At 69.5% G+C, this 26,195-nt stretch carries 27 protein-coding genes and 2 pseudogenes; 22 read left to right on the top strand and 7 right to left on the bottom strand.

Features of this window, described 5'->3' with window-relative positions:
• The first annotated feature begins 116 nt into the window (after positions 1-116).
• From OG349_RS11350 to OG349_RS11270, 17 genes and pseudogenes are all read left to right on the top strand, one after another.
• Entirely contained in the window at positions 117-1,217 is a 1,101-nt protein-coding gene (locus tag OG349_RS11350) for an LCP family protein (protein WP_327234497.1), read from the top strand.
• 204 nt (positions 1,218-1,421) lie between these two features.
• The gene (rpmE, locus tag OG349_RS11345) at positions 1,422-1,643 is read left to right on the top strand and encodes a 50S ribosomal protein L31 (RefSeq protein WP_161309761.1); all 222 of its coding nucleotides are present in this window, start codon (positions 1,422-1,424) and stop codon (positions 1,641-1,643) included.
• A gap of 120 nt (positions 1,644-1,763) precedes the next feature.
• Complete coding sequence (gene prfA, locus OG349_RS11340; protein WP_327234496.1) at positions 1,764-2,843, top strand: peptide chain release factor 1; 1,080 nt, start codon at positions 1,764-1,766, stop codon at positions 2,841-2,843.
• Between the two features lie 105 nt (positions 2,844-2,948).
• On the top strand, positions 2,949-3,788 hold the full coding sequence (gene prmC / locus OG349_RS11335) for a peptide chain release factor N(5)-glutamine methyltransferase (RefSeq protein ID WP_327238529.1): 840 nt from the start codon (positions 2,949-2,951) through the stop codon (positions 3,786-3,788).
• Positions 3,789-3,843: 55 nt separating this feature from the next.
• Positions 3,844-4,491: an L-threonylcarbamoyladenylate synthase gene (locus OG349_RS11330; protein ID WP_327234495.1), complete on the top strand. Its 648-nt coding sequence runs from the start codon at positions 3,844-3,846 to the stop codon at positions 4,489-4,491.
• Complete coding sequence (locus OG349_RS11325; protein WP_327234494.1) at positions 4,488-5,153, top strand: arsenate reductase/protein-tyrosine-phosphatase family protein; 666 nt, start codon at positions 4,488-4,490, stop codon at positions 5,151-5,153. Before OG349_RS11330 ends, OG349_RS11325 begins: the two co-directional genes overlap by 4 nt.
• 215 nt (positions 5,154-5,368) lie before the next feature.
• Positions 5,369-6,700, top strand: coding sequence for an MraY family glycosyltransferase (locus OG349_RS11320; RefSeq protein ID WP_327234493.1), 1,332 nt, complete (start codon positions 5,369-5,371; stop codon positions 6,698-6,700).
• Positions 6,701-6,973: 273 nt separating this feature from the next.
• On the top strand, positions 6,974-7,411 hold the full coding sequence (locus OG349_RS11315; RefSeq protein WP_161309766.1) for a hypothetical protein: 438 nt from the start codon (positions 6,974-6,976) through the stop codon (positions 7,409-7,411).
• Positions 7,412-7,624: 213 nt separating this feature from the next.
• Positions 7,625-8,464 (top strand): annotated as a pseudogene (gene atpB, locus OG349_RS11310) (F0F1 ATP synthase subunit A); the annotation flags it as partial.
• A 146-nt stretch (positions 8,465-8,610) separates the two neighbouring features.
• A complete protein-coding gene (locus OG349_RS11305) occupies positions 8,611-8,847 on the top strand; it encodes a F0F1 ATP synthase subunit C (RefSeq protein WP_327234492.1) in 237 nt (78 codons plus the stop codon).
• Positions 8,848-8,889: 42 nt separating this feature from the next.
• On the top strand, positions 8,890-9,447 hold the full coding sequence (locus OG349_RS11300; protein WP_327234491.1) for a F0F1 ATP synthase subunit B: 558 nt from the start codon (positions 8,890-8,892) through the stop codon (positions 9,445-9,447).
• Positions 9,444-10,259 (top strand): F0F1 ATP synthase subunit delta, encoded by an 816-nt coding sequence (locus tag OG349_RS11295; RefSeq protein ID WP_327234490.1) that lies wholly within the window; start codon positions 9,444-9,446, stop codon positions 10,257-10,259. The genes OG349_RS11300 and OG349_RS11295 overlap by 4 nt, the downstream gene beginning before the upstream one ends.
• Before the next feature lie 137 nt (positions 10,260-10,396).
• Positions 10,397-11,989: a F0F1 ATP synthase subunit alpha gene (gene atpA, locus OG349_RS11290; protein ID WP_327234489.1), complete on the top strand. Its 1,593-nt coding sequence runs from the start codon at positions 10,397-10,399 to the stop codon at positions 11,987-11,989.
• A 20-nt stretch (positions 11,990-12,009) separates the two neighbouring features.
• The gene (locus OG349_RS11285) at positions 12,010-12,927 is read left to right on the top strand and encodes a F0F1 ATP synthase subunit gamma (protein ID WP_327234488.1); all 918 of its coding nucleotides are present in this window, start codon (positions 12,010-12,012) and stop codon (positions 12,925-12,927) included.
• Positions 12,927-14,369, top strand: coding sequence for a F0F1 ATP synthase subunit beta (atpD, locus tag OG349_RS11280; protein ID WP_327234487.1), 1,443 nt, complete (start codon positions 12,927-12,929; stop codon positions 14,367-14,369). Before OG349_RS11285 ends, atpD begins: the two co-directional genes overlap by 1 nt.
• A gap of 134 nt (positions 14,370-14,503) precedes the next feature.
• Positions 14,504-14,878, top strand: coding sequence for a F0F1 ATP synthase subunit epsilon (locus tag OG349_RS11275; protein ID WP_327234486.1), 375 nt, complete (start codon positions 14,504-14,506; stop codon positions 14,876-14,878).
• 129 nt (positions 14,879-15,007) lie between these two features.
• On the top strand, positions 15,008-15,454 hold the full coding sequence (locus OG349_RS11270) for a DUF2550 domain-containing protein (protein ID WP_161309773.1): 447 nt from the start codon (positions 15,008-15,010) through the stop codon (positions 15,452-15,454).
• 78 nt (positions 15,455-15,532) lie between these two features.
• Here the strand turns inward: OG349_RS11270 and OG349_RS11265 are convergent, their stop codons facing one another.
• The 3 genes and pseudogenes from OG349_RS11265 to OG349_RS11255 all read right to left on the bottom strand — a co-directional run bounded on the left by OG349_RS11265 (position 15,533) and on the right by OG349_RS11255 (position 18,351).
• Entirely contained in the window at positions 15,533-17,305 is a 1,773-nt protein-coding gene (locus OG349_RS11265) for a glycoside hydrolase family 18 chitinase (protein WP_327238528.1), read from the bottom strand.
• Between the two features lie 231 nt (positions 17,306-17,536).
• Positions 17,537-17,750 (bottom strand): annotated as a pseudogene (locus tag OG349_RS11260) (response regulator transcription factor); the annotation flags it as partial.
• A gap of 28 nt (positions 17,751-17,778) precedes the next feature.
• Entirely contained in the window at positions 17,779-18,351 is a 573-nt protein-coding gene (locus OG349_RS11255; RefSeq protein WP_327234485.1) for a cob(I)yrinic acid a,c-diamide adenosyltransferase, read from the bottom strand.
• Positions 18,352-18,576: 225 nt separating this feature from the next.
• On the opposite strand from OG349_RS11255, the gene OG349_RS11250 reads away from it, so the two are divergent.
• The 3 genes from OG349_RS11250 to OG349_RS11240 all read left to right on the top strand — a co-directional run bounded on the left by OG349_RS11250 (position 18,577) and on the right by OG349_RS11240 (position 22,800).
• A complete protein-coding gene (locus tag OG349_RS11250) occupies positions 18,577-19,425 on the top strand; it encodes a 3-hydroxyacyl-CoA dehydrogenase family protein (RefSeq protein ID WP_327234484.1) in 849 nt (282 codons plus the stop codon).
• Positions 19,426-19,597: 172 nt separating this feature from the next.
• Entirely contained in the window at positions 19,598-19,921 is a 324-nt protein-coding gene (locus OG349_RS11245) for an STAS domain-containing protein (RefSeq protein WP_327234483.1), read from the top strand.
• Positions 19,922-20,208: 287 nt separating this feature from the next.
• Positions 20,209-22,800, top strand: coding sequence for an ATP-binding protein (locus OG349_RS11240; RefSeq protein WP_327234482.1), 2,592 nt, complete (start codon positions 20,209-20,211; stop codon positions 22,798-22,800).
• A 94-nt stretch (positions 22,801-22,894) separates the two neighbouring features.
• Here the strand turns inward: OG349_RS11240 and OG349_RS11235 are convergent, their stop codons facing one another.
• The gene (locus tag OG349_RS11235; RefSeq protein WP_327234481.1) at positions 22,895-23,137 is read right to left on the bottom strand and encodes a hypothetical protein; all 243 of its coding nucleotides are present in this window, start codon (positions 23,135-23,137) and stop codon (positions 22,895-22,897) included.
• Positions 23,134-23,406, bottom strand: a complete 273-nt coding sequence (locus OG349_RS11230; RefSeq protein WP_327234480.1) for a hypothetical protein — start codon at positions 23,404-23,406, stop codon at positions 23,134-23,136. The genes OG349_RS11235 and OG349_RS11230 overlap by 4 nt, the downstream gene beginning before the upstream one ends.
• A 180-nt stretch (positions 23,407-23,586) precedes the next feature.
• On the opposite strand from OG349_RS11230, the gene OG349_RS11225 reads away from it, so the two are divergent.
• Positions 23,587-24,282 (top strand): type 1 glutamine amidotransferase domain-containing protein, encoded by a 696-nt coding sequence (locus OG349_RS11225; RefSeq protein ID WP_327234479.1) that lies wholly within the window; start codon positions 23,587-23,589, stop codon positions 24,280-24,282.
• A gap of 18 nt (positions 24,283-24,300) precedes the next feature.
• On the opposite strand, the gene OG349_RS11220 is transcribed toward OG349_RS11225, so the two are convergent.
• Together OG349_RS11220 and OG349_RS11215 are read right to left on the bottom strand one after the other, a co-directional pair.
• Complete coding sequence (locus OG349_RS11220; protein WP_327234478.1) at positions 24,301-25,014, bottom strand: SDR family NAD(P)-dependent oxidoreductase; 714 nt, start codon at positions 25,012-25,014, stop codon at positions 24,301-24,303.
• Between the two features lie 138 nt (positions 25,015-25,152).
• The gene (locus OG349_RS11215) at positions 25,153-25,620 is read right to left on the bottom strand and encodes a MarR family winged helix-turn-helix transcriptional regulator (RefSeq protein WP_327234477.1); all 468 of its coding nucleotides are present in this window, start codon (positions 25,618-25,620) and stop codon (positions 25,153-25,155) included.
• A 62-nt stretch (positions 25,621-25,682) separates the two neighbouring features.
• On the opposite strand from OG349_RS11215, the gene OG349_RS11210 reads away from it, so the two are divergent.
• Complete coding sequence (locus tag OG349_RS11210) at positions 25,683-26,051, top strand: VOC family protein (protein WP_327234476.1); 369 nt, start codon at positions 25,683-25,685, stop codon at positions 26,049-26,051.
• Positions 26,052-26,195 lie beyond the last annotated feature (144 nt).

The following is a 26,195-nucleotide window of genomic DNA, read 5'->3' as shown; positions in this document are numbered from 1 at the left end:
GTCCTTCACCGTCTGTATATGTGACGATAAACAGCCCGGTGACGAGAAACGGTACGTTTCGGGCCTCGATCCCGGCGGGAGGTAGCGGTACCGGCACCACGGACTGAGGGAGATCCATGACCGAACCGAGCGGAGGGCCCGTGGGGGCCGGCGGCAGACGCCACAGGGCGCCCGGCGGGCACCGCCGGCCGGTCGTCGTCCTGGTGTGGTGCCTGGCCGTTCTGCTCGTGCTCTGCGGCGGCGGTCTCACGTACGTGTATTTCAAGCTCAACGGCAACATCAAGGGCGTCGACATCAACGCCCAGCTGGGGACCGGCCGCCCCCACGACGTCGACAACGGCTCCGAGGACATCCTGGTCCTGGGCTCGGACTCGCGGGCCGGCAAGAACGACGAGTACGGACGCGACAGCGGTACGGCCCGTTCGGACACGGCGATGGTCGTGCACGTCTACAAGGGCCACAAGAAGGCCAGTGTGGTGTCGATACCGCGCGACACCCTGGTGGACCGGCCCGCGTGCACCGACTCCAAGGGCCGCCCGGTCCCGGCCGCGCACCTCGCCATGTTCAATTCGGCGTACGAGGTCGGCGGCCCCGCGTGCGCGGTCAAGACCGTCGAGTCGCTGTCCGGCATCCGCATGGACCACTACATCGAGGTCGACTTCACCGGCTTCAAGAAGATCGTCGACGAGCTGGGCGGGGTGAAGATCACCACCACGCGGGCCATCGACGACCCCAAGAGCCACCTGAAGCTCGCGGCCGGCACCCACACGCTCCACGGCGAGCAGGCGCTCGGCCTGGTCAGGACCCGGCACAGCGTCGGCGACGGCAGCGACCTGGGCCGTATCCAGCTCCAGCAGATCTTCATCAAGTCGCTGATCAGCCAGATCAAGAGCGTCGGGGTGTTCAGCAATCCCAAGAAGCTCTTCGACCTCGCCGACACGGCCACCAGCGCGATCACTCCCGACTCCCAGCTCGACTCGGTGAACAAGCTGATCGGCTTCGCGGGGGGCCTCAAGGACATCGGCGGCAAGAACCTCAAGATGATCACACTGCCGGTGCGGTACGACCCGGCGGACGGGAACCGCGTACTGCCGCTCCGGAAGGAGTCCGGACAGGTCTGGACCGCCCTCGCGCACGACCGCCCGATCCCGGCGTCCGCGACGAAGGACTCGGCGGGCGACAAGGAGAACGTGGGCCGGGTGGTCGAGGGCGGCTGACGTCCATCGCCTCGGGGGAGTGCATCCCCCCGGGGAGTACGTCCGCCCGTACGCCCCCGGAATACAACCGGGCGCCCCCCGGTTTGGGCAGATGCGGCCCGTCCTGGCAGACTGGTCCGTCGGCCCCGGTTCACGTACGAGCACTCCGCACGTGCGACCCGGCGCCTTCCCCGCCCCCGGCGGGGATGTTCCCTAGGAGACACCTTGAAGCGCGACATCCACCCCACGTACGTCGAGACCCAGGTCAGCTGCACCTGCGGTGCGTCGTTCACCACCCGGAGCACGATCGAGTCGGGCACCATCCGCGCCGACCTCTGCTCCGAGTGCCACCCGTTCTACACGGGCAAGCAGAAGATCCTCGACACCGGTGGCCGCGTGGCCCGCTTCGAGGCCCGCTTCGGCAAGGCCGCCGCCGCCAAGAAGTAGCGAGCATCCCGCGCCGGTCCTCGGTGCCCTCTCCCGGGCGCCGAGACCGGCGCTTTGGCGTCCCGAAGCACCTTCGAAGCCCGTGTGCAGCACCTTCGCATCAACCCAGGAGAGACCCCGATGTTCGAGGCGGTCGAGGAACTGATCGGCGAGCACGCCGATCTGGAGAAGAAGCTCGCCGACCCGTCGGTCCACTCGGACCAGGCCAACGCGCGCAAGCTCAACAAGCGTTACGCCGAGCTGACCCCGATCATCACCACGTACCGCTCCTGGAAGCAGACCGGGGACGACATCGGGACGGCCCGCGAGTTCGCGCTCGACGACCCCGACTTCGCCGCCGAGGTCAAGGACCTGGAGAAGCAGCGCGAGCAGCTCACCGAGAAGCTCCGCCTGCTCCTGGTGCCCCGCGACCCCAGCGACGACAAGGACGTCATCCTGGAGGTCAAGGCCGGCGCGGGCGGCGACGAGTCGGCGCTCTTCGCCGGCGACCTGCTCCGCATGTACCTGCGGTACGCGGAGCGCGTCGGCTGGAAGACCGAGATCATCGACGCCACCGAGTCGGAGCTGGGCGGCTACAAGGACGTCCAGGTCGCGGTCAAGACCAAGGGCGGCAACGGCGCCACCGAGCCCGGGCAGGGCGTCTGGGCACGGCTCAAGTACGAGGGCGGCGTGCACCGGGTGCAGCGCGTGCCCGCCACCGAGTCGCAGGGCCGTATCCACACCTCCGCCGCCGGTGTCCTCGTGACCCCGGAGGCCGAGGAGATCGAGGTCGAGATCAACCCCAACGACCTGCGGATCGACGTCTACCGCTCCTCGGGGCCCGGCGGCCAGTCCGTCAACACCACCGACTCCGCCGTGCGCATCACCCACGTGCCGACCGGGGTCGTCGCGTCCTGCCAGAACGAGAAGAGCCAGCTCCAGAACAAGGAGCAGGCCATGCGCATCCTGCGCTCGCGGCTGCTCGCCGCCGCGCAGGAGGAGGCCGACCTCGCCGCTTCGGACGTCCGTCGCAGTCAGGTACGCACGGTCGACCGCTCCGAGAAGATCCGTACGTACAACTTCGCGGAAAACCGGATCTCGGACCACCGTGTCGGCTTCAAGGCGTACAACTTGGACCAGGTGCTCGACGGGGAGCTGGACGCGGTCATCCAGGCCTGTGTGGACGCCGATTCCGCCGCGAAGCTCGCCGCCGCCCAGTAACCCGTCCCCGACCCACTCTCGCAGTCCGGAGGAACCAGCGTGCAGCCATCATCTGGGGGGCCCAGCGACCCTCAGCGGCTCCGCCGCGGGCCCGCGCCCCGCAGTCTGCTGCTCGCCGAGGTGGCCCAGGCCACCCAGCGGCTGGCGGACGCGGGCGTGCCCTCACCGCGCTTCGACGCGGAGGAGCTCGCCGCCTACGTGCACAGCGTCAAGCGGGGAGAGCTGCACCACGTCAAGGACACGGACTTCGACGCCCGGTACTGGGAGACGATCGCCCGCCGCGAGGCCCGTGAGCCGCTCCAGCACATCACCGGCCGCGCCTTCTTCCGCTACCTGGAGCTCCAGGTGGGCCCCGGCGTCTTCGTGCCACGCCCGGAGACCGAGTCGGTCGTCGGCTGGGCGATAGACGCCGTACGGGCCATGGACGTCGTCGAGCCGCTCATCGTGGACCTCTGCTCGGGCTCCGGCGCGATCGCGCTCGCCATGGCGCAGGAGGTGCCGCGCTCGCGCGTGCACGCCGTGGAGCTGTCCGAGGACGCCCTCACGTGGACGCGGAAGAACGCCGAGGGGTCCAGGGTCATCGTGCACCAGGGAGACGCCCTGACGGCCCTCCCGGAGCTCGAAGGCCAGGTCGACCTGGTCATCTCGAACCCGCCGTACATCCCGCTCACCGAGTGGGAGTACGTCGCCCCCGAGGCCCGGGACCACGACCCGGAGATGGCGCTCTTCTCCGGCGAGGACGGCCTCGACACGATCCGCGGCATCGAGCGCACCGCGCACCGCCTGCTGCGGCCCGGCGGGCTCGTCGTGATCGAGCACGCGGACACCCAGGGCGGCCAGGTGCCCTGGATCTTCAGCGAGGAGTCCGGCTGGGCGGACGCCGCCGACCACCCCGACCTGAACAAACGCCCCCGCTTCGCCACGGCCCGCAAGGCCATGCCGTGAGCGTGCGGACCCCCGGCGGCACCCACAGAGCTTCGAAGAACGAGGAGTCAGGCTGATGGCACGGCGATACGACTGCAACGACGCGACCGACCGTACGACGGGTCTGCGTGAGGCCGCGTCGGCGATTCGCCGCGGTGAGCTGGTCGTGCTGCCCACCGACACCGTCTACGGGCTCGGCGCGGACGCCTTCAGCGCCGAGGCCGTCGCCGACCTGCTCGACGCCAAGGGGCGCGGCCGCAACATGCCCACCCCTGTGCTCATCGGCTCCCCGAACACCCTCCACGGCCTCGTCACGGACTTCTCCGAGCAGGCCTGGGAGCTGGTCGACGCCTTCTGGCCGGGCGCCCTCACGCTCGTCGCCAAGCACCAGCCGTCCCTCCAGTGGGACCTCGGCGACACCCGGGGCACGGTCGCCATCCGCATGCCGCTGCACCCCGTCGCGATCGAGCTGCTCACGGAGGTCGGCCCGATGGCCGTCTCCAGCGCCAACCTCACGGGACACCCGGCTCCCGAGGACTGCGACGCCGCCCAGGAGATGCTCGGGGACTCCGTCTCCGTCTACCTCGACGGCGGCCGGACGCCCGGCATCGTCCCGTCCTCGATCGTGGACGTCACCGGCAAGGTCCCCGTGCTGCTGCGGGCCGGATCGCTCGACGCGGCCGAGCTCCGCAAGGTGGTACCCGACCTCGAGGTGGCCAATTGACCGCCCCTGAGGGGCGTGGCATAGCGGAGACCGCATACACCGGCAGCAACATCGACACCTTCCGCATCCTCCACGTCAGTACCGGCAACGTCTGCCGCTCGCCCATCACCGAGCGGCTGAACCGGCATGCCCTGAGCGTGCGCCTCGGCGCGCGCCTCACCGACGGGCTGATCGTGGAGAGCGCGGGCACCTGGGGCCACGAAGGGGCCCCCATGGAGTCCAACGCCGAGGCGGTCCTCGCCGACTTCGGCGCCGACGCGTCCGGGTTCGTCGGCCGCGAACTCCTCGACGAGCACGTCATCCGGGCCGACCTGGTCCTCACCGCGACCCGCGACCACCGCGCGCAGGTGATCTCCATGGGCCACTCCGCGGGGCTGCGCACGTTCACGCTCAAGGAGTTCACCCGGCTGGTACGGGCCATAGACCCGGCCACCCTGCCCGACCCGCTGGACGAGGGCATGGTGGAACGCGCCCGCGCCCTGGTCCGCGCCGCGGCGGCCCTGCGGGGCTGGCTGCTGGCGCCCAGCGCGGAGGCCGACGAGGTCTACGACCCGTACGGCGCCCCCATCACGTTCTTCCGCTCGATCGGCGACGAGATCAACCAGGCGCTGGACCCGGTGGTCACGGCCCTCACCGGGGTGCCGGCCCGCCGCGTCTTCTAGGACCCCGCACCGGCTCCGCCCGGGTACGGGAACCGGCCGAACGCTTTCCGCCGTGCGGCCCTCTTTCCTGAATGGAATTGGTGTCGACACGAAGCCGTGCAACCATCTGCCAGAACCATGTGTCCTCCTCCTGGGGGGACGCGGTATCCGTCCGCGCTTCCGGCGCGGGCTAATGTGTGGGCCTCGGATGGCCAGCGATTCCTGTGGGGCAGCCTGTGCGTGATTACCTGCTGACGCTCTGTGTGACGGCCGCGGTTACCTACCTGCTGACCGGCCCGGTGCGGAAGTTCGCGATCGCGACCGGCGCCATGCCGGAGATCCGCGCCCGCGACGTGCACCGGGAGCCGACACCGAGGCTCGGCGGGATCGCCATGTTCCTCGGGCTCTGCGCCGGTCTGCTCGTCGCGGACAACCTCCAGAACCTGAGCGGGGTCTTCGAGCGCTCCAACGAGCCCCGCGCGCTGCTCTCGGGCGCCGCGCTGATCTGGCTGGTCGGGGTCCTGGACGACAAGTTCGAGATCGACGCCCTGATCAAGCTCGGCGCGCAGATGATCGCCGCCGGCGTGATGGTGATCCAGGGCCTCACCATCCTGTGGATCCCGGTCCCCGGTGTCGGCACCGTCGCGCTGACCGCCTGGCAGGGCAATCTGCTGACCGTCGCGCTGGTGGTCATCTCGATCAACGCGGTGAACTTCGTGGACGGCCTGGACGGCCTCGCGGCCGGCATGGTGTGCATCGCGGCCAGCGCGTTCTTCCTCTACTCGTACCGGCTCTGGGTCGGGTACGGCATCGAGGAGGCCGCCCCCGCGACGCTGTTCGCTGCCATCCTCATGGGGATGTGCCTGGGGTTCCTGCCCCACAACATGCATCCCGCGCGGATCTTCATGGGCGACTCGGGCTCGATGCTCATCGGCCTGGTGCTCGCCGCGAGCGCCATCTCCATCACCGGCCAGGTCGACCCGGACCGGCTGGGCCTGTTCGCCGGCTCCGAGCGGGAGGCCACGCACGAGATGCTGCCGGTCTTCATCCCGCTGCTGCTGCCGCTGACGATCATCGCCATCCCGTTCGCGGACCTGGTGCTGGCCATCGTGCGCCGTACCTGGAACGGCCAGTCGCCGTTCGCGGCCGACCGGGGGCACCTGCACCACCGCCTGCTGGAGATCGGGCACTCGCACAGCAGGTCGGTCCTGATCATGTACTTCTGGTCCGCGCTGATCGCGTTCGGTGTGGTGCTCTACTCGGTGCACTCGACGGCGATGTGGATCCTGCTGCTCATCGTGCCGCTGAGCGCGATGGGTCTGGTGCTCCTGCTGCTGCCCCGGTTCACACCGCGGGCGCCGCGGTGGGCTGAGTCGTTCGTCCCGCCCCGCTACCGGCGCCGCCGGCGGGCCGGGATCACGGTGGAGGACATCGTGCCCGGACTCGCCCCCGACGCAGGGGAGATGCCGGAGGAACGTACGCCTGTTCCCGCCGGCGTCAACGGCGCGACCGCCCTCGGCGCTCGTTCGCGTCTTCCTGAACGCGGCAAGGCCGGTTCACGGCGATGACGCTTTTCCATTTACCGCGTTGAGGTCCAATACCACACAACATGCGCATTTCTCTGACGCACATGGGCGCGGTCACTCTCACGTGTGACAGGTGGCACACCACCTGGGTAAAGACCTCATCAAATAGTTTGTGATACTGTTCACGAGACCCGGCGACAGAGCCGAAGGACCGTAGTGCGACGGTTCGTTGGCCCGAGAAACCTTCTCTCGGACCGGGCCTACGCTCGTCCATGACGACACCATCTGCCCCACCCAGCAAGCGGAGCTGCCGCCATGCCGTCCAACGACGTCCGGAACCTCCTTCACACCGCCGTGCCCACTGCCGCCGCCGGTGCCGTCGCCGCTGTCGTCAGTGGTGTGGTCGCGGGGGGAAAGGGCGCTCTGGGCGCGGGTATCGGCGCGCTCGTCGTGATCCTCTTCATGGGGATCGGGATGGTGGTGCTCGAACGGACGGCGAAATCGCTGCCGCACCTGTTCCAGGCGATGGGCCTGATGCTGTACACGGCCCAACTCCTGCTGCTGTTCATCTTCGTGGCCGCGTTCAAGAACACCACACTGTTCAATCCGAAGGCCTTCGCCGCCACGCTCGTCGCCGCCACCCTCGTGTGGATCGGCGCGCAGGCGCGTGCGCACATGAAGGCCAAGATCCTCTACGTCGAACCCGAATCCTCGAAGGGCAGCGCGCCCCAGAAATCGGGGTCCTCGACGTGAGGGGTAGGGCCGGGATAAGCGACTGTTCGGGACCCTGCTATCGTCCGGTGCCAACTGCGGCATTGCGGGCGCGGGCATCCGAGCTGACGCCTGTTGTTTCGACGCGAGGCTCGAAACCCGACCGCCGCTCCCACATCCGTTCCACCTGTCCAGTGCCGAACCGCGGCTCCGCGCCGCGCCGACACAACGAGGTTGCCGTACCTATGCGCCATGCTGAAGGAGCCCGCGGTGAGTGCTGACCCGACGCAGGTGCTCGCCTTCGAGACCGACTGCCACATCTTCGACGGGTGTGGTTTCCCGGCACCCGGCCTGCACTCGTTCCTGTTCAAGCCCCTTGTGGGGCACGGCGGTAACGGCACCAGTTGGTACTTCGACAAGACCATGCTGCTCGCCGTTCTCGGCTCGATCATCATCGTCGCCTTCTTCTGGGCGGCGTTCCGCAAGCCGAAGCTCGTCCCCGGCAAGCTCCAGATGGTGGCCGAGGCCGGATACGACTTCGTCCGCCGCGGCATCGTCTACGAGACGCTCGGCAAGCGCGAGGGCGAGAAGTACGTTCCGCTCGTCGTCTCGCTGTTCTTCTTCGTCTGGATGATGAACCTCTGGTCGATCATCCCGCTCGCGCAGTTCCCGGTGACGGCGATCATTTCGTACCCGATCGGGCTCGCACTGATCGTCTACGTCCTCTGGGTCTCGCTGACCTTCAAGCGGCACGGCTTCATCGGCGCCATCAAGAACTTCGGCGGCTACGACAAGTCGCTCGGTCCCGTACTGCCGCTGGCCATGGGCATCGAGCTCTTCTCGAACCTGCTGGTCCGGCCCTTCACGCACGCGGTGCGACTGTTCGCGAACATGTTCGCGGGCCACACGCTGATCCTGCTGTTCACGATCGCCAGCTGGTACCTGCTGAACGGCATCGGTATCGCCTACGCGGCGGTGTCGTTCGTGATGGTCCTCGTGATGACCGCCTTCGAACTCTTCATCCAGGCGTTGCAGGCGTACGTGTTCGTCCTGCTGACGTGCACCTTCATCCAGGGTGCCCTCGCGGAGGGCCACGGTGAGTCCCACCCCGAGCCGGCCCGCGAGAAGCAGGGCGTGCTCGCCGAAGCCCACTGATCGTCTCCCCTTACCCCGACCTCCGCTCCCGTAATTTGTCCGGTGGCCAACCCCCACCGGTCCGTGAAAGAGAAGGAAGAACTGGCATGTCCCAGACTCTTGCTGCCGCCGCTGTCTCCGGTTCGCTCGGCTCCGTCGGCTACGGCCTCGCCGCCATCGGCCCCGGCGTCGGCGTCGGCATCATCTTCGGTAACGGCACCCAGGCCCTCGCCCGCCAGCCCGAGGCCGCCGGCCTCATCCGCGCCAACCAGATCCTCGGTTTCGCGTTCTGTGAGGCGCTCGCCCTCATCGGTCTGGTCATGCCGTTCGTCTACGGCACCTGATCTCCAGATCCGCCGCAGACTCACTAGACGAAAGGCACTGATGTGAGCCATCCCCTGGTTCAGCTCGCGGTCGAGGAATCGGAGAACCCGCTGGTTCCCCCGATCCCCGAACTCATCATCGGCCTGCTCGCCTTCATCATCGTCTTCGGTTTTCTCGCCAAGAAGCTCCTCCCGAACATCAACAAGGTTCTCGAAGAGCGTCGCGAGGCCATCGAGGGCGGCATCGAGAAGGCCGACGCCGCCAAGGCCGAGGCCGAGAGCGTCCTGGAGCAGTACAAGGCGCAGCTCGCCGAGGCACGTCACGAGGCCGCACGTCTCCGCCAGGAGGCGACCGAGCAGGGCGCCGCGATCATCCAGGAGATGAAAGCGGAAGGCCAGCGGCAGCGTGAGGAGATCATCGCCGCAGGTCACTCGCAGATCGAGGCGGACCGCAAGGCCGCGGCCGGCGCCCTGCGCCGCGACGTGGGCAAGCTCGCCACCGATCTCGCGGGCAAGCTCGTCGGCGAGTCCCTGGAGGACTCCGCCCGGCAGAGCCGCACGATCGACCGCTTCCTCGACGAGCTCGAGGACGGCGCGTCCAAGACGGAGGCCAAGCGATGAACGGAGCGAGCCGCGAGGCGCTGGCTGCCGCTCGTGAGCGTCTGGACGCGCTGACCGACAGCACGTCGGTCGACGCGGCGAAGCTCGCGGACGAGCTGGCCGCCGTCACGGCGCTGCTCCAGCGCGAGGTTTCGCTGCGCCGGGTCCTGACCGACCCGGCGCAGGACGGCGAGGGCAAGGCCCAGCTGGCGGCGCGGCTGCTGGACGGGCAGGTGGGCGGCACGACCGCCGACCTGGTCTCCGGCATGGTCCGCTCCCGCTGGTCCCAGCCGCGCGACCTGGTCGACGCGGTCGAGGAGCTGGCGGCCGTCGCCGACCTCACCGCCGCGCAGCGGACCGGTTCGCTGGACAACGTGGAGGACGAGCTGTTCCGGTTCGGCCGGATCGTCCTCTCCAGTCCCGACCTGCGAGCCGCGCTGACCGACAGGTCGGCCACCGTCCAGGCGAAGACCGCGCTGCTCAGGACCCTGCTCGGCGGTCGCGCCGAAGCGGTGACCGAGCGCCTGGTCGTGCGACTCGTCGCACAGCCGCGGGGACGTAGCCTGGAAGCGGGAATCCACACCCTGTCCAGGATCGCCGCGGAACGGCGCGACCGGCTGGTCGCCGTCGTCACGTCGGCGGTCCCGCTCAACGACAGCCAGAAGCAGCGCCTCGGCGCCGTACTGGCACGGCTCTACGGCCACCCGATGCACCTGAACCTGGACGTGGACCCCGAGGTCCTCGGCGGGATCTCGGTACGCGTCGGCGACGAGGTCATCAACGGCACGATCGCGGACCGTCTCGACGAGGCGGCCCGGCGACTGGCCGGCTGACCCGCACCACAGCAGAACAGCAGGACGAGCGGCCCGGTTGGGCCGTGCAGAGATTGCAGAAGATTCCTGGGGGTCGCCCCCAGACCCGCAGACCCCCAAAGAAACTTCGGGCCCAACAAGGAGAGCAGGGAACCCAGATGGCGGAGCTCACGATCCGGCCGGAGGAGATCCGGGACGCGCTGGACACTTTTGTCCAGTCGTACCAGCCGGACGCGGCCTCGCGCGAGGAGGTCGGTACGGTCAGCGTGGCCGGCGACGGTATCGCCAAGATCGAGGGACTTCCCTCGGCCATGGCGAACGAGCTGCTCAAGTTCGAGGACGGCACCCTCGGTCTCGCCCTCAACCTTGAGGAGCGCGAGATCGGTGCCATCGTCCTCGGCGAATTCAGCGGCATCGAGGAGGGACAGCCGGTCAGTCGTACCGGCGAGGTCCTGTCCGTCGCCGTGGGCGAGGGATACCTGGGTCGCGTCGTCGACCCGCTCGGCAACCCGATCGACGGCCTCGGCGAGATCGCGACCGAGGGCCGCCGCGCCCTCGAGTTGCAGGCCCCTGGCGTCATGGTCCGCAAGTCGGTGCACGAGCCGATGCAGACCGGCTACAAGGCCGTCGACTCCATGGTGCCCATCGGCCGTGGCCAGCGACAGCTGATCATCGGCGACCGCCAGACCGGCAAGACCGCTCTGGCCGTCGACACGATCATCAACCAGCGCGACAACTGGCGCTCGGGCGACGTGAACAAGCAGGTGCGCTGCATCTACGTTGCCATCGGCCAGAAGGGCTCCACCATCGCGTCCGTGCGCGGTGCGCTGGACGAGGCCGGCGCCCTGGAGTACACGACCATCGTCGCGGCCCCCGCGTCCGACCCGGCCGGCTTCAAGTACCTGGCGCCGTACACCGGCTCGGCCATCGGCCAGCACTGGATGTACCAGGGCAAGCACGTCCTGATCATCTTCGACGACCTCTCGAAGCAGGCCGACGCGTACCGCGCCGTGTCCCTGCTGCTGCGCCGTCCGCCGGGCCGCGAGGCCTACCCGGGCGACGTCTTCTACCTGCACTCGCGTCTCCTGGAGCGCTGCGCGAAGCTCTCCGACGACCTGGGCGCCGGTTCGATGACGGGTCTGCCGATCGTCGAGACGAAGGCCAACGACGTCTCGGCGTTCATCCCGACCAACGTCATCTCCATCACCGACGGCCAGTGCTTCCTGGAGTCCGACCTGTTCAACGCCGGCCAGCGGCCCGCGCTGAACGTCGGTATCTCGGTCTCCCGCGTCGGCGGTTCCGCCCAGCACAAGGCCATGCGCCAGGTGTCGGGACGACTGCGCGTGGACCTCGCCCAGTTCCGTGAGCTGGAGGCGTTCGCGTCCTTCGGTTCCGACCTGGACGCGGCGTCCAAGGCGTCGCTCGCCCGTGGCCAGCGCCTGGTCGAGCTGCTGAAGCAGTCGCAGTACGCGCCGATGCCCGTCGAGGAGCAGGTCGTCTCCGTGTGGGCCGGTACCACCGGCAAGCTGGACGACGTACCGGTCCTGGACATCCGCCGCTTCGAGTCGGAGCTGCTGGAGTACCTGCGCCGCGAGCGCAAGGACCTCCTCACCAGCATCGCCGAGGGCGGCAAGATGTCCGACGACACGATCCAGTCGATCGGCGACGCGATCACCGCCTTCAAGCAGCAGTTCGAGACCTCGGACGGCAAGCTGCTCGGCGAGGACGCCCCGGCCGGCGCGGCCAAGTGACGACGGAAGGGACCTGACTCATGGGAGCCCAGCTCCGGGTCTACAAGCGTCGCATCAAATCCGTCACCGCGACCAAGAAGATCACCAAGGCGATGGAGATGATCGCCGCCTCGCGCATCGTCAAGGCGCAGCGCCAGGTGGCGGCCTCCACCCCGTACGCGACCGAGCTGACCCGCGCGGTCACCGCGGTGGCCACGGGGTCCACGACCAAGCACGCCCTGACCACCGAGGCCGAGTCCCCGGTCCGGGCCGCGATCCTGCTCGTCACGAGCGACCGCGGTCTGGCCGGCGGCTACTCCTCGAACGCCATCAAGGCGGCGGAGCGGCTGACCGAGCGGCTCCGCGGTGAGGGCAAGGAGGTCGACGCGTACATCGTCGGCCGCAAGGGTGTCGCCTACTACGGCTTCCGTGAGCGCAAGGTCACGGAGTCGTGGACGGGCTTCACCGACAACCCGACGTACGCGGACGCCAAGAAGGTCGCGGCTCCGCTGATCGCGGCCGTCCAGCAGGACACGGCCGAGGGCGGCGTGGACGAGCTCCACATCGTCTTCACCGAGTTCGTGTCGATGCTGACGCAGACGCCGGTGGCGAACCGGCTCCTGCCGCTCAGCCTCGACCAGGCGGCCGAGGAGGCGGGCACGAAGGGCGAGATCCTTCCGCTGTTCGACTTCGAGCCGTCGGCGGAGGACGTCCTCGACGCCCTGCTGCCGCGGTACGTCGAGAGCCGTATCTACAACGCGCTGCTCCAGGCCGCCGCTTCCAAGCACGCGGCCACCCGACGCGCGATGAAGTCGGCGACCGACAACGCCGGGGATCTCATCAAGAGCCTTTCCCGGCTCGCCAACGCGGCCCGCCAGGCCGAAATCACCCAGGAAATCAGCGAGATCGTCGGAGGCGCGAGCGCCCTCGCCGACGCGACCGCGGGGAGTGACAACTAATGACGACCACTGTTGAGACGGCCGTAGCCACGGGCCGCGTCGCCCGGGTGATCGGCCCGGTCGTCGACGTGGAGTTCCCCGTCGACGCGATGCCGGAGATCTACAACGCGCTGCACGTCGAGGTCTCCGACCCGGCCGAGGCCGGCAAGAAGAAGATCCTGACCCTGGAGGTCGCCCAGCACCTGGGTGACGGTGTGGTCCGCGCGATCTCGATGCAGCCCACCGACGGTCTGGTCCGCCAGGCCCCGGTGACCGACACGGGCTCCGGCATCACGGTGCCGGTCGGCGACGTGACCAAGGGCAAGGTGTTCAACACCCTCGGTCAGATCCTGAACCACCCCGAGGCCGAGTCGGAGATCACCGAGCGCTGGCCGATCCACCGCAAGGCCCCGGCCTTCGACCAGCTCGAGTCGAAGACCGAGATGTTCGAGACCGGCCTCAAGGTCGTCGACCTGCTGACCCCGTACGTCAAGGGCGGCAAGATCGGTCTGTTCGGAGGTGCGGGCGTCGGCAAGACGGTCCTCATCCAGGAAATGATCATGCGTGTCGCCAACCTGCACGACGGTGTGTCCGTCTTCGCGGGTGTCGGTGAGCGTACGCGTGAGGGCAACGACCTCATCGACGAGATGACCGAGTCGGGCGTCCTGGACAAGACCGCGCTGGTCTTCGGCCAGATGGACGAGCCGCCGGGCACCCGTCTGCGGGTCGCCCTGTCCGCCCTGACCATGGCGGAGTACTTCCGCGATGTGCAGAAGCAGGACGTGCTCCTCTTCATCGACAACATCTTCCGTTACACCCAGGCCGGTTCCGAGGTCTCCACGCTGCTCGGCCGTATGCCGTCCGCGGTGGGTTACCAGCCGACCCTGGCCGACGAGATGGGTGTGCTCCAGGAGCGCATCACCTCGACGCGTGGCCACTCGATCACCTCGATGCAGGCGATCTACGTCCCCGCGGACGACCTGACCGACCCGGCCCCGGCCACGACCTTCGCGCACCTCGACGCGACGACCGTGCTGTCGCGTCCGATCTCGGAGAAGGGCATCTACCCGGCGGTGGACCCGCTGGACTCGACGTCCCGCATCCTGGACCCGCGCTACATCTCGCAGGACCACTACGACACGGCCAGCCGCGTCAAGGGGATCCTCCAGAAGTACAAGGACCTCCAGGACATCATCGCGATCCTCGGGATCGACGAGCTGGGCGAGGAGGACAAGCTCGTCGTCCACCGCGCCCGTCGTGTCGAGCGCTTTCTGTCGCAGAACACCCACGCCGCCAAGCAGTTCACCGGCGTGGACGGCTCCGACGTACCGCTCGACGAGTCGATCACCGCGTTCAACTCGATCTGCGACGGGGACTACGACCACTTCCCCGAGCAGGCGTTCTTCATGTGCGGTGGCATTGAGGACCTCAAGGCCAACGCCAAGGAGCTCGGCGTCTCCTGACCCGGTCTTCCGACCTGGTGGACGCTCGGAGGGGGGCGGGTCATCCTGCCCCCCTCCGACGCATCCACCGGTACCCCATAGAATCAATACCAACACCCGGCCGCAGGGCCGGGTGGTGACCCGAGGAGCCACCCTTGGCTGCTGAGCTGCATGTCGAGCTGGTCGCCGCCGACCGTAGTGTCTGGTCCGGCGAGGCCACCCTGGTCGTCGCGCGCACCACGTCCGGCGACATCGGCGTCATGCCCGGTCACCAGCCCCTGCTGGGTGTGCTGGAATCGGGCCCGGTGACGATCCGTACGAGCGACGGCGGCACCGTCGTCGCCGCGGTGCACGGCGGTTTCATCTCGTTCGCCGACAACAAGCTCTCGCTGCTGGCGGAGGTTGCCGAGCTGGCGGACGAGATCGACGCCCAGCGCGCGGAGCGTGCGCTGGAACGCGCGAAGTCCGGTGACGACGATGCCGCCGAGCGGCGCGCCGACGTCCGGATGCGCGCGGTGTCGGTGCGCTGAGAAGCGCGCTGCCACCACGGAATTACCCTCAGCCGCGGCCCTGGCTGGACTTCCAGACCGGGTCGCGGCTGAGGCGATGCAGGTGCGGTTCTGGGTCCGGTACTGGATATGGCGAGGAGGTCGGTGTTGATGGTCCTCGCTCTGCTCGTAAGCGGACTGGTCGTCGTACTGGTTGCGGTGGGGCTCTTCGTCTTCGGTCTGCGCCGGCGGCTGATCCAGCGCTCCGGAGGGACCTTCGACGCCAGCCTGCGGTGGGACGTGCCGGAGGAGACCGACCTCTCCGGCAAGGGCTGGGTGTACGGCGTCGCCCGCTACAACGGGGACAGCGTCAACTGGTTCCGCGTCTTCTCGTACGCCCCCCGGCCCCGCCGCACGCTGGACCGCGCGTCGATCGAGGTGACGGCCCGCCGGGGACCGCAGGGTGAGGAGGAACTCGCGCTGCTCTCCGACGCGGTGGTCCTCGGCTGTGTGCACCAAGGGGTACGGCTGGAGCTGGCGATGAGCGAGGACGCGCTCACGGGCTTCCTGGCGTGGCTGGAGGCGGCGCCTCCCGGCCAGCGGGTGAACGTGGCGTAGGCGTGCGGGACATGGTGAAGGGGGCGGCGCTCGAAGCGCCGCCCCCTTCATTCATGCGGGTGTGTCACATGCCAGGCTCTACTGGAGACCGTTGCTGATCGCCGTGATCAGTTCACCGTTGGTGGTGTCACCGGTGAAGTCCCAGAAGAACGCGCCGCCCAGGCCCTGCTGCTTGGCCCAGGTCATCTTGCCCGCGATGGTGGCCGGGGTGTCGTAGCTCCACCAGTTGTTGCCGCAGTAGGAGTACGACGTCCCGCCGACGGTGCCGGTGGGCGGGCACGAGGTCTTGAGGACCTTGTAGTCCTCGATGCCGGCCTCGTACTTGCCGGGCGCCGCGCCCGTCGCCGAGCCGCCCGGGGCGGCCTGGGTGACGCCGGTCCAGCCGCGGCCGTAGAAGCCGATGCCGAGCAGCAGCTTGGCCGCCGGGACTCCCTGCGCCTTGAACTTGGCGATCGCGTCGGCGGAGGTGAAGCCCTGCTGCGGGATGCCGGTGTAGGAGTTCAGCGCGGAGTGCGGGGCCGTCGGGCCCGCCGCGTTGAAGGAGCCGAAGAAGTCGTACGTCATGACGTTGAACCAGTTCATGTACTGGGCCGCGCCGGCGTAGTCCGTCTTCTCGATCTTGCCACCGGCCGAACCGTCGGCCGTGACGGCGGCGGTGACCAGGTAGTTGGCGCCGAACTTCGCGCGCATGGCCTGCATCATGTTCTTGAAGGCGGCCGGGCCGCTGGTGTCGCAGGACAGACCGCAGGAGTTCGGGTACTCCCAGTCCAGGTCGATGCCGTCGAACACGTCGGCCCAGCGCGGGTCCTCGATCAGGTCGTAGCAGGACTGCGCGAACGCGGTCGGGTTCTTCACGGCGTCGGTGAAGCCACCGGACCAGGTCCAGCCGCCGAAGGACCAGAGAACCTTGATGTTCGGGTTCGCGGCCTTGAGCTTGCGCAGCTGGTTGAAGTTGCCGCGCAGCGGCTGGTCCCACGTGTCGGCGACCCCGTCGACGGCCTGGTCGGCGGTGTACGCCTTGTCCGTCGCGGCGTACGCGTCACCCATGACGCACTTGCCGCCGGTGACGTTGCCGAAGGAGTAGTTGATGTGCGTGATCTTCGAGGCGGACCCGGAGCTCACGATGTTCTTGACGTGGTAGTTCCGGTCGTAGACACCCCACTCGGTGAAGTATCCAAGCTTGATCTTGCTGCCGGTGGGAGGGGTGCCGGGGTCCGTGCTGCCACCGGTGGTGCGGACCGCGCGGGCGCCGCTGACGGGGCCCACCTGGTCGATGGTGTCACGGGCCTGGACGGTGTACGAGTAGTCCGTACCGGCGGTGAGGCCGGTGTTGGTGTAGGAGGTGCCGGTGACCGTGGCGACCTTCGTACCGTTGCGGAAGACGTCGTAGTTCTTGACGCCCTTGTCGTCGGTCGCCGCCGACCAGTTCAGCGTGACCGCCGTGTTGGTGATGTTGCTGGCGGTCGGGGTGCCGGGGGCCGAGGGCAGCGCGTCGCCGGGGACGCTGGGGCCGCCGTCGCAGGAAGCGCCGTTGAGCTTACAGCCGGACGGCGATCCCGGGCCGGTGCCGTTGAATCCGAAGGATATGGACGCGCCGGGGGCCAGCGTGCCGTTCCAGGTCTTGTTCTTGCCCGTCCAGTGGTTGCCCGAGCCGGTGACGTCCGCGTCCCACGCGGAGGTCACGGCGGTGCCGGAGGGGAAGTCCCACTCGACGGTCCAGGAGCTGAGGGTCGTGGTGCCGGTGTTCTTCACCGTCCACTTGCCCTCGAAGCCCGTGCCCCAGTCGGAGGGCTTGGTGAAGGTGGCCGTCGCCGACGCGGCGGCTTCGGCGGGGGCGGCGAGGCCGACCATCGCGGCCAGCGGCAGCAGCAGCGCGGTGAGGCCCGCGACCGCTCTGGATCTGAATCTGGCCTTGAGAGGCTGGATGTTCAAAGGTGCTCCTCGATGGAGTGAGTACCGGACAATTCGGGGGTGGTCCGTGCACTGGGCACACCACGTCGGCTCACCGCAGTGTGTGCGGTGAGAGTAGGAAGGTCTGGACCAATCGTCAATAGGTCCAGACCACCGACGCCGATAGGTGGCCTAGACACCCAACTCCTGGGCGAGCACGGCCGCTTGTACCCGGCTGCGCAGCGAGAGCTTGGCCAGCACCCTGCTGACGTGCGTCTTCACCGTAGCCTCCGCCATGTCGAGGCGTACCGCGATCGCCGCGTTCGACAGCCCCTCACCCGGACATGACAGCACTTCACCGCTCCCGCCGGGTAAGCGCTTCCCGTACGGCCGGGTCTGCCGCGCCCGCCGGGACGGCTGGCCGCGCTCCCGTACTACCGCTCCCCGCCCGGCACCCACAGCACGTCCCCGACCTCCTTGTTGGCGACCCGCGCCAGGATGAAGAGCAGGTCGGAGAGGCGGTTCAGGTACGTGGCCGTCAAGGCGTTCATGATGTCGCCGTGCACCTCCAGCGCCGCCCACGTCGAGCGCTCCGCGCGCCGTACGACCGTGCACGCCTGGTGCAGCAGCGCCGCGCCGGGGGCGCCGCCCGGGAGGATGAAGCTGCGGAGCTTCTCCACCTCCTCCAGGTAGCGGTCGCAGTCCGCCTCCAGCTTGTCGACGTACGCCTGCTCGACCCGCAGCGGCGGGTACTCGGGGTTCTCCACCACCGGGTTGCACAGGTCCGCGCCCACGTCGAAGAGGTCGTTCTGGACCCGGACGAGGACCTTCACGATCTCCTCGGGGAGCCGGCCCAGCGCGATCGCGGTCCCGATGCACGCGTTCGCCTCGTTGGCGTCGGCGTAGGCCGCGATCCGCAGATCGGTCTTGACCGTACGGGTCATGTCGCCGAGCGCCGTCGTGCCCTTGTCGCCGGTGCGGGTGTAGATACGCGTCAGATTGACCATACGACCAGCGTAGTGAGGACCCCGGAGGTGCTACGCCGTACGGGGGAGAACCCGCTCAAGTGCCCGGTACGGGGCCCTGATGGGCCCCTGCGGTGTGATGTCCGTCATGTGAGACGTGACGCGCATCTCTTCGCCGCCATCCGGCCGCCCGCGAACGCTAACCTCCGGCAGAGCAGGCAAATGTAAACCCGGCGTTAAGACCGGGGGCGATTCAAGGGGTGTGTCGTGGCCAGGAAGCTCGCCGTCATCGGGGCCGGACTCATGGGGTCAGGGATCGCGCAGGTCTCGGCCCAGGCCGGCTGGGACGTCGTCCTGCGTGACGTCACCGACGCGGCCCTGGCCCGGGGGATCGACGGCATCAGAGCCTCGTACGGCAGGTTCGTGGCCAAGGGCAAGCTCGAAGAGGCCGACGCCGACGCCGCGCTGGGCCGGATCACCACGACCACCGACCTGGACGCCGTCGCCGACGCGGACCTCGTGGTGGAGGCCGTGTTCGAGCGGCTGGACGTCAAGCACGAGATCTTCCGTACGCTCGACAAGCTCGTACGGGACGACGCCGTCCTCGCCTCCAACACCTCGGCCATCCCGATCACGAAGATCGCCGCCGTGACGGACCGTCCGGAGCGTGTCGTCGGTACGCACTTCTTCTCGCCGGTGCCGATGATGCGGCTGTGCGAACTGGTCCGCGGGTACAAGACCAGCGACGAAGCGCTCGCCACCGCGCGGGAGTTCGCCGAGTCCGTCGGCAAGACGTGCGTGGTCGTCAACCGCGACGTGGCGGGCTTTGTGACCACCCGGCTGATCTCCGCGCTCGTCGTGGAGGCCGCCAAGCTCTACGAGTCGGGCGTCGCGTCCGCCGAGGACATCGACACCGCCTGCAAGCTGGGCTTCGGACACGCCATGGGCCCGCTCGCCACCGCTGATCTGACGGGTGTCGACATCCTGCTCCACGCCACGGAGAACATCTACACCGAGTCGCAGGACGAGAAGTTCGCGCCGCCGGAGCTGATGCGCCGGATGGTGGACGCGGGTGACATCGGACGCAAGAGCGGGCAGGGGTTCTACAAGCACTGAGCCGTACCTGAGCCGCACCGACCGTCACGACCTCACCCCACCGGGTGAATTCGGTATCGGTTCGCTCACGGACGGCAACTTCCACGGCTGCGTGACAGTCAGGCTGCGTGACAGTCAGTGGGTTGCGGGACCGAACAGGCCATGGAGCACTGACCACTCTCGGGGAGCGCATATGTACATCAGGGGCGACCACGCCGAGCTGGTCGTCGAGGGCCGCCTCGACGTACGCAGCGCGGCGGACGCCCGTACGGTCCTGCACTCGGCCGTCGACGGCGGAGCCGGCGATCTCGTGCTCGACCTGACCGCTCTGGACTCCTGGGACGCCACGGGACTCGGCGTCATCATGGGGGCCCACCGACGGGCGGGACGGTGCGGACGGAGACTCGTCCTGCGCCATGTCCCGCCGCAGATGCAGCGGCTGCTCGTGGCCACCCGGCTGCACCGCATTCTCGCGATCGAGGGCGGGATCGCGGCGGAGTCGCTGCCGCGGGTATGAGGCGTGAGGTGTGCGGGCGTGAGGCCTTCGGGCGTGAGCGCGTGAGGTCTGCGCGCCCCGCGCGCCTCGGTGCGCCGTACGTACTCCCCAATGCGCCGCACAATCCTCACGAGAACGTGACTTCCTGGGCAGGCCACCACCCCGCCTGTTCGTAGATACTGGCCGGAGCTTAGGGTTTCGGCCGTCTGCGGATCGACCGACCCATGGAGCAGGCACCGGACCGGAGCGACAGACAAGCGTGCGAGGCCGGGGGGCAACCGCACGCCACGATCTGGGGGACTTTCACGATGGACCCGATGAGCCGGGGAGCGGAAGAACACGGCCACGACGGCGAACCCGCCGCCGCGAGCACCGACGAGCAGCCGCCCGCGCGCGAGCCCCTCACTCCGGCGCTCGGACACATCAAGGGCGCCGGCGCGATCACCCCCGCGCGCGCCCGTACCGTCCAGTTGATATCGGGTGACTTCCTGCTCACCGTCAACCCCGTGGACGGCACCGAGATAGAGCCCTGCCCGCCGGGCCGTAAACCCGCCGCACCCATCCGGCGCAGCGCCACCGAGCGCACCGACCTCCAGCGCGCCGGCCGCCCGCCCGTACCGGCGGGGCCCGCCGCACCGCCCCTCCCGCTCCTGGAGCGCGGCGCCGAGCACAAGGAACTGGTCGGGCTGCTCGGCCGCGGCCGTTCCGTACGCCTCACCGGACAGCCCGGATCCGGCCGCTCCGCGCTGATCGAAGCCGTCGGCGCCGAGTGCGCGGACCTCGCGCCGGACGGAGTCGTACGGCTCTCCGGCCACCGCCGCACCACCACCGAGCTGCTGTACGACCTGTACGCGGCGGTCTACCGCATCGAGCTGTCCCGCCCCGACCGGGCCGCCCTGCTCGAACGGGTCCGCGACATCGGGGCCGTCGTCCTCCTGGACGACCTGGAGATCGGCGGCGAAGCCCTCGACGAGCTGCTCGCCGCGACCCCCGAATGCGCGTACCTGCTCGCCACCGCGCCCGACGCCGACCCGCCCTCCGCCACCGCGCGCCTGCACGAGGTCCTCCTCGGCGGCATCGGGCGCGGGGGCTCGCTGGAGCTGATGGAACGCGCCGTCGACCGCCCCCTCACCGACGAGGAGGCGAACTGGGCGGGGGACCTCTGGTTCGAGTCCGAGGGCCTGCCCCTGCGCTTCGTCCAGGCCGGTGCGCTGCTGCGCCAGCGCGATGTCCTGCGCGGTGAGTCGGCCGAGGCCCTGGACGAGTTCGAGCCCTTCGCGGAGACCACGGGTGACGTACCGCTCGTCGTCCGGCTCGGCGCTCCCGACGGGTACGACCCGCCCCTGCCCACCGTCGGCGAGGGCGCCGCGCCCGCCGCCCTGCTCGCCTCCCGGCTGAGCGAGTCCGCCCGCGCCACCCTGCGCTTCGCCGTCGCGCTCGGCGGGGAGGTGCCGCACCAGGCGCACCTGCCCGCGCTGATCGGCGACACCCACGCGGACGCCGCTCTCGGCGAGCTGATGGCCTGCGCGCTGATCTCACCGGTCGGCACCCGCTACCGGCTGGCGACCGGCGTCGCCGCGCAGCTGGAGGCGGTGGGGTACGGGGAGGACGCGGTGTCCCACGCCCACACGGCGGCCCAGCACTACGCCTGGTGGTCGGCGCACCCCTCCGTCACGCCGGAGCGCGCCGCCGCGGAGGCCGACGCCATCCTCGCCGCGATGGCGCCGCTCGTCACGAGCCAGGAGCCGGGGCACGCCAGCGCGGCCGTCCTGCTGGCCCGCAGCGCCACCCCCGCGTTCCTGGCCGGGCTCCACTGGGGCGCGTGGGAGCGGGCCCTGCGGTCCGGCTCCGAGGCCGCGAGGCTGGCGGGCGAGGTCGCCGAAGAGGCGTACTTCCACCACGAGTTGGGCGTCCTCGCGCTGTGCGTGGGGAACCTGGAGCGGGCCCGCGCCGAGCTGGAGGCCTCGATCGGCATGCGGGGCGCCGTCGCCGACCGCAGCGGTACGGTCGCCGGGCGCCGCGCGCTGGCGCTCGTCACGGACCGCGAGGGCGGACTGACCGGGATCCCCGGCCTCTCGGGCTTCGGGGTGGCGGGGAACGCGTTCGGCGGCCGTACGACTCCGCAGGGCGACGCGACGCCCCCCACCCCGAAGGCGCTCGCGCCGGGCGGCGGCTCGGCGGCGGTGGCGGCGCTGCCCGCGCTGCCTCCGGGCGGGGGGAACAACCTGGCCGGCGGGAACAACATGCTGGTCACCCGCCAGGACACCCCGGTGGGCGGCACCCCGTCCGTCGCCGTCCCACCCGCGCCGCACCGCCGCCGGCGCCGCTCGGTCCTGGGCGGCGCGCGCCGCAACCTGGTCGCGGCGGGCACGGGCGCGGTGCTGGCCGCCGTACTGGGCACGGTCGTGACTCTGGGCGCGGCGTCCAACAACGACAACAACCAGCTCGACCACGGGACACCGGGACAGTCGGTGGAACCGGAGGACGGCGACGGCGGCGTACCGCAGGACCAGCCGGACGCGGGCTCGACGAACATCCCGGGCGGCGGAAACGCGGCGGTCCCGGGCGAGGCGGGCCCCCCGTCCCCCACGGGCACAGGCACCACGTCAGGCTCCCCCACCACCTCGGACAGCCCGTCCCCGACGACAAGCTCCACATCAACGGACCCGGGCGACGACGACCCGTCCACCCCCACCAAGTCACCCACGAAGTCCCCGTCGCACCCGACGACCCCGTCGGACACCCCCACGGACCCCCCGAGCGAAACCCCGTCGGACACTCCGTCGGAAACCCCCACGGAAACCCCGTCGGCGGACGCCACCCCGCCGACGGCCAGCTCCTCCCAGCCCAGCCTCAGCGCGGGCACGCCCACAGGAACCCCCGCCGGCGTCATCGCCTGACCCACCCACATACGCGACCGCCCGGCCCACCGAGAACCACGGCGGACCGGGCGGTCCGGCGCGCACACTCCACCGCCCTCGGGCATCGGAGCCGTCAGACGTAGACGACGCGAACAACGGTCACCACGAGCACAGCCGCGCTGATGTAGTAGCGGACGACAACTCCACCGACGGCGGCCTCGCGGCGATCGGCGTCCGCTTTGACCGGCGTGGAGCCGTGCCCGTACGGATCGGTGGTCAGGCGTCGTATGCCGGCGTCGAAGACGGTCTGTAACGAACGAGGCATTGCGCTGCGGGCCTGGTCAGCGGGCGGCGCGTACTGAAGCCGGTAGCTCATGCGACCTCCGAGCCGGGCGCGGCATCCGTCGCACCGACGTCCTCGCCGCGGGCCAGCCTCTCGAAGAGGGCGTCGTCCTCGTCGTCCGCACCGGTGCCGGCCAGTGCCCAGCGCACCAGGGTCGCGGAGAGTTCGTCGGCGGGTGCGTGCTCGATCTCGCGATCGAACTCGGCAGCCGTGCCCGCGTCCATGGCCGCGCGCACGGCCGCGATCGTGCCGGGCAGCTCCACGAGCTCCCCGCCGATGACGGTCTTGAGGGTGGCATCCACGATGTACTCCTTCCCGCGTCGTACGGTACGCGCGCCGGTACAGCGGGTGGCCTTCTCCTCACTGAAATCCACTCGTCCGGGTCGGCCCACGGTCTCTGAACACATGCGTCCGATCGGGCACCTGATTAGGCTGAAAGAGGGGTAAATCGGCCTGATCGTTCGGATGGAGGCGCATGAGTGATGGCGAAGATCCTTTTCATAGTGAGCGGAGCGACGTACTGGGTGCTCAAGGACGGCAGCAGGTACGCCACCGGCTACTGGGCCGAGGAGTTCGCGAACCCGTACAAGGAGATCACCGACGCCGGGCACGAGGTGGTGGTCGCGACGCCCGGTGGCGTGACCCCGAACGTCGACATGATGAGCCTGCGCCCCTCCATGGTGGGCGGTGAACAGGAAGCCCTCGATCTTGAGGCCGTCATTCGCGATGCCGAGGTGATGCGGCGACCGATCAAGCTGTCCGACGTACGGCTGGAGGACTACGACGCGGTCTACCTGCCGGGAGGCCACGGCCCGATGTCGGACCTCGCGTTCGACGCGGACGTCGGCCGCCTGCTGACGGCCCAGCTGGCCTCGGGCAACCCGCTCTTCATCGTTTGCCACGCCCCCGCCGCACTGCTCGCCACCAGGATCCACGGCGAGTCGCCGTTCAAGGGCTACAAGGTCACCGGCTTCACCAACGAGGAGGAAGAAGGCGTCGGACTGGCCTCCAGGGCCACCTGGCTGCTGGAGACCGACCTCAAGGACAAGGTCGGCGTCCAGTTCAGCCGCGGCCCGGCCTGGGAGCCGTACATGGTGGAGGACCGCAACCTGGTCACGGGGCAGAACCCCCACTCGGCGGCGGTCCTGGGGGAGCGGCTGCTCAAGGTCCTGGTCTGAGGCACACGGCCCCCCACCTCAGTGCCCCGCGCTCTGCCCCCCGTCGACGTGCGAGATCTCACCGGTGACAAACGGGGCCCGCTCCAGATACAGCACGGCCCGTACGACATCGTCGACCTCGCCCATCCGCCGGACCGGGTGGCGCGCGGCCTGGACCCCGCCGGGGTCCGTCGGGTGCATCGGGGTCCGGATGACGCCGAGCGAGACGGCGTTCACCCGGACACCGCGGGTGGCGTACTCGATGGCGAGCGATTTCGTGACCCCGTTCAGGCCGCCCTTGGTGAGGGCCGTAAGGGCCCCGCTCACGTCGGCGTCGGCGTTCTCGACAAGGGTGCTTGAAATATTCACCACATGCCCCCCACCCTCCCGGGAGAGCATTGCGTCGATCACGCTGCGCGAGACCTCGAAGAACCCACGCACGTTCACCCCGACCACCAACTCGAAGTCCTCGTCGGTGTACTCGGTGAACGGCTTGGAGATGAACACCCCGGCGCAGTTGACCAGTGTGTCGACCCGCCCGAACCGGTCGAGGGTCGCGCCGACGACCCGCGCCCCGGCACCCGCCTGGGTCACATCGGCGGCCACCGCGAGCACCCCGGAATCCCCCGACACCGGGGCGCCCCGGTCGGTGGCGGTGACCGCGTACCCCAGCCCGCGATAGGCCGCGACGAGGGCCCCGCCGATGCCTCCCGACGCCCCCGTGATGATGGCGACCTTCTGCTCGCTGCCCATGAAGTCTCCCGCCCTCCGAATCACATCCAACCCGCGCCGGACGCCCCCACCCTTCCCCACACGGCCCGACCGCCAGAGCCACTCCGCCGGGACCGCGGAGCATGGGAACCATTCGGCGTACGCGCCCACCGCGCCGAGCTATGCGCTGTCGCTGCCGCCGCTGCCGTCGCGCAGGGACCGAACCATGCTCCGCAGGATCCGGAACGCGTCCGACTGCTCGGTCTCGCTCATGCCGGCCAGCATTCTGACCTCGACGGACCGGACCGCCACGGTCGCCTTCTCCAGGCTCCGCCGGCCGCGAGGCGTGAGCCGCGCGGGAAGGGCCTTCCCGACGGGCGCCTCCGCGGGCCTGGTCACGTAGCCGTCTCGTTCCAGGGCCTGGAGCAGTACGTTCATCGACTGCCGCGTCACGAACGCGCCCCGCGCGAGCTCGGAGTTCGACAAGCCCGGTCGTTGAGCCAGCAGTTCGAGGCACGAGTAGTGCGTCACGCTCATCCCGAGTGGCCGCAGCACCTCCTCCATGGCTGCGCGCAGAGCGCTCGAAGCCTCTTTCAGCAGGTAGCCCAGTGATGTGTCCAGGTCGACGCCCACACGTATTTGACTCATGTCAGGATTCTGACATACGTTGGCTGGTGTCAGTAAACTGACACGAAAAGAAGGAGCGCCTCATGCCCGCCACCGGCCCCGACTTCCTCTCACTCCAGGCGCGCGACCTCGACGCTTCGCAGGCGTTCTACGAGCAGTACCTCGGCCTCGTCCGCTCGCAGGCCGGACCTCCGCACGCCGTCGTCTTCGAGACGAAGCCGATCGCGTTCGCACTCCGCGACGTCGTCCCCGGCACCGATCTCGCATCCGTCACCCAGCCCGGCATCGGCGCCGCGATCTGGCTCCACGCCACCGACGTCCAGGCCATCCACGACGCTCTCGTCACCGACGGCCACACCATCGTCGCCGCACCGATCGACGGCCCCTTCGGCCGGACCTTCACCTTCGCCGACCCGGACGGCTACCACATCACCCTCCACGACCGCGCCTGACACGCCGCCCCCCCAGCTGTAGCCGTCCTGCGGACCTGTTCCCCTGCGTTCATCAGTCAGGGGAAAGTGGGTGAAGCGGCAGGACCGGAGCCGCCGGGCAGCGCGATGACAGTCCGCAGGTCGAGCCGTCCTGAACGCGATCGG

Origin of the sequence: Streptomyces sp. NBC_01317 (genome assembly GCF_035961655.1) — a bacterium.
In the GTDB taxonomy this organism is placed as follows: domain Bacteria; phylum Actinomycetota; class Actinomycetes; order Streptomycetales; family Streptomycetaceae; genus Streptomyces.
Note: the sequence above shows the minus strand (reverse complement) of the source record. Positions and strands in the feature narration are given on the sequence as shown.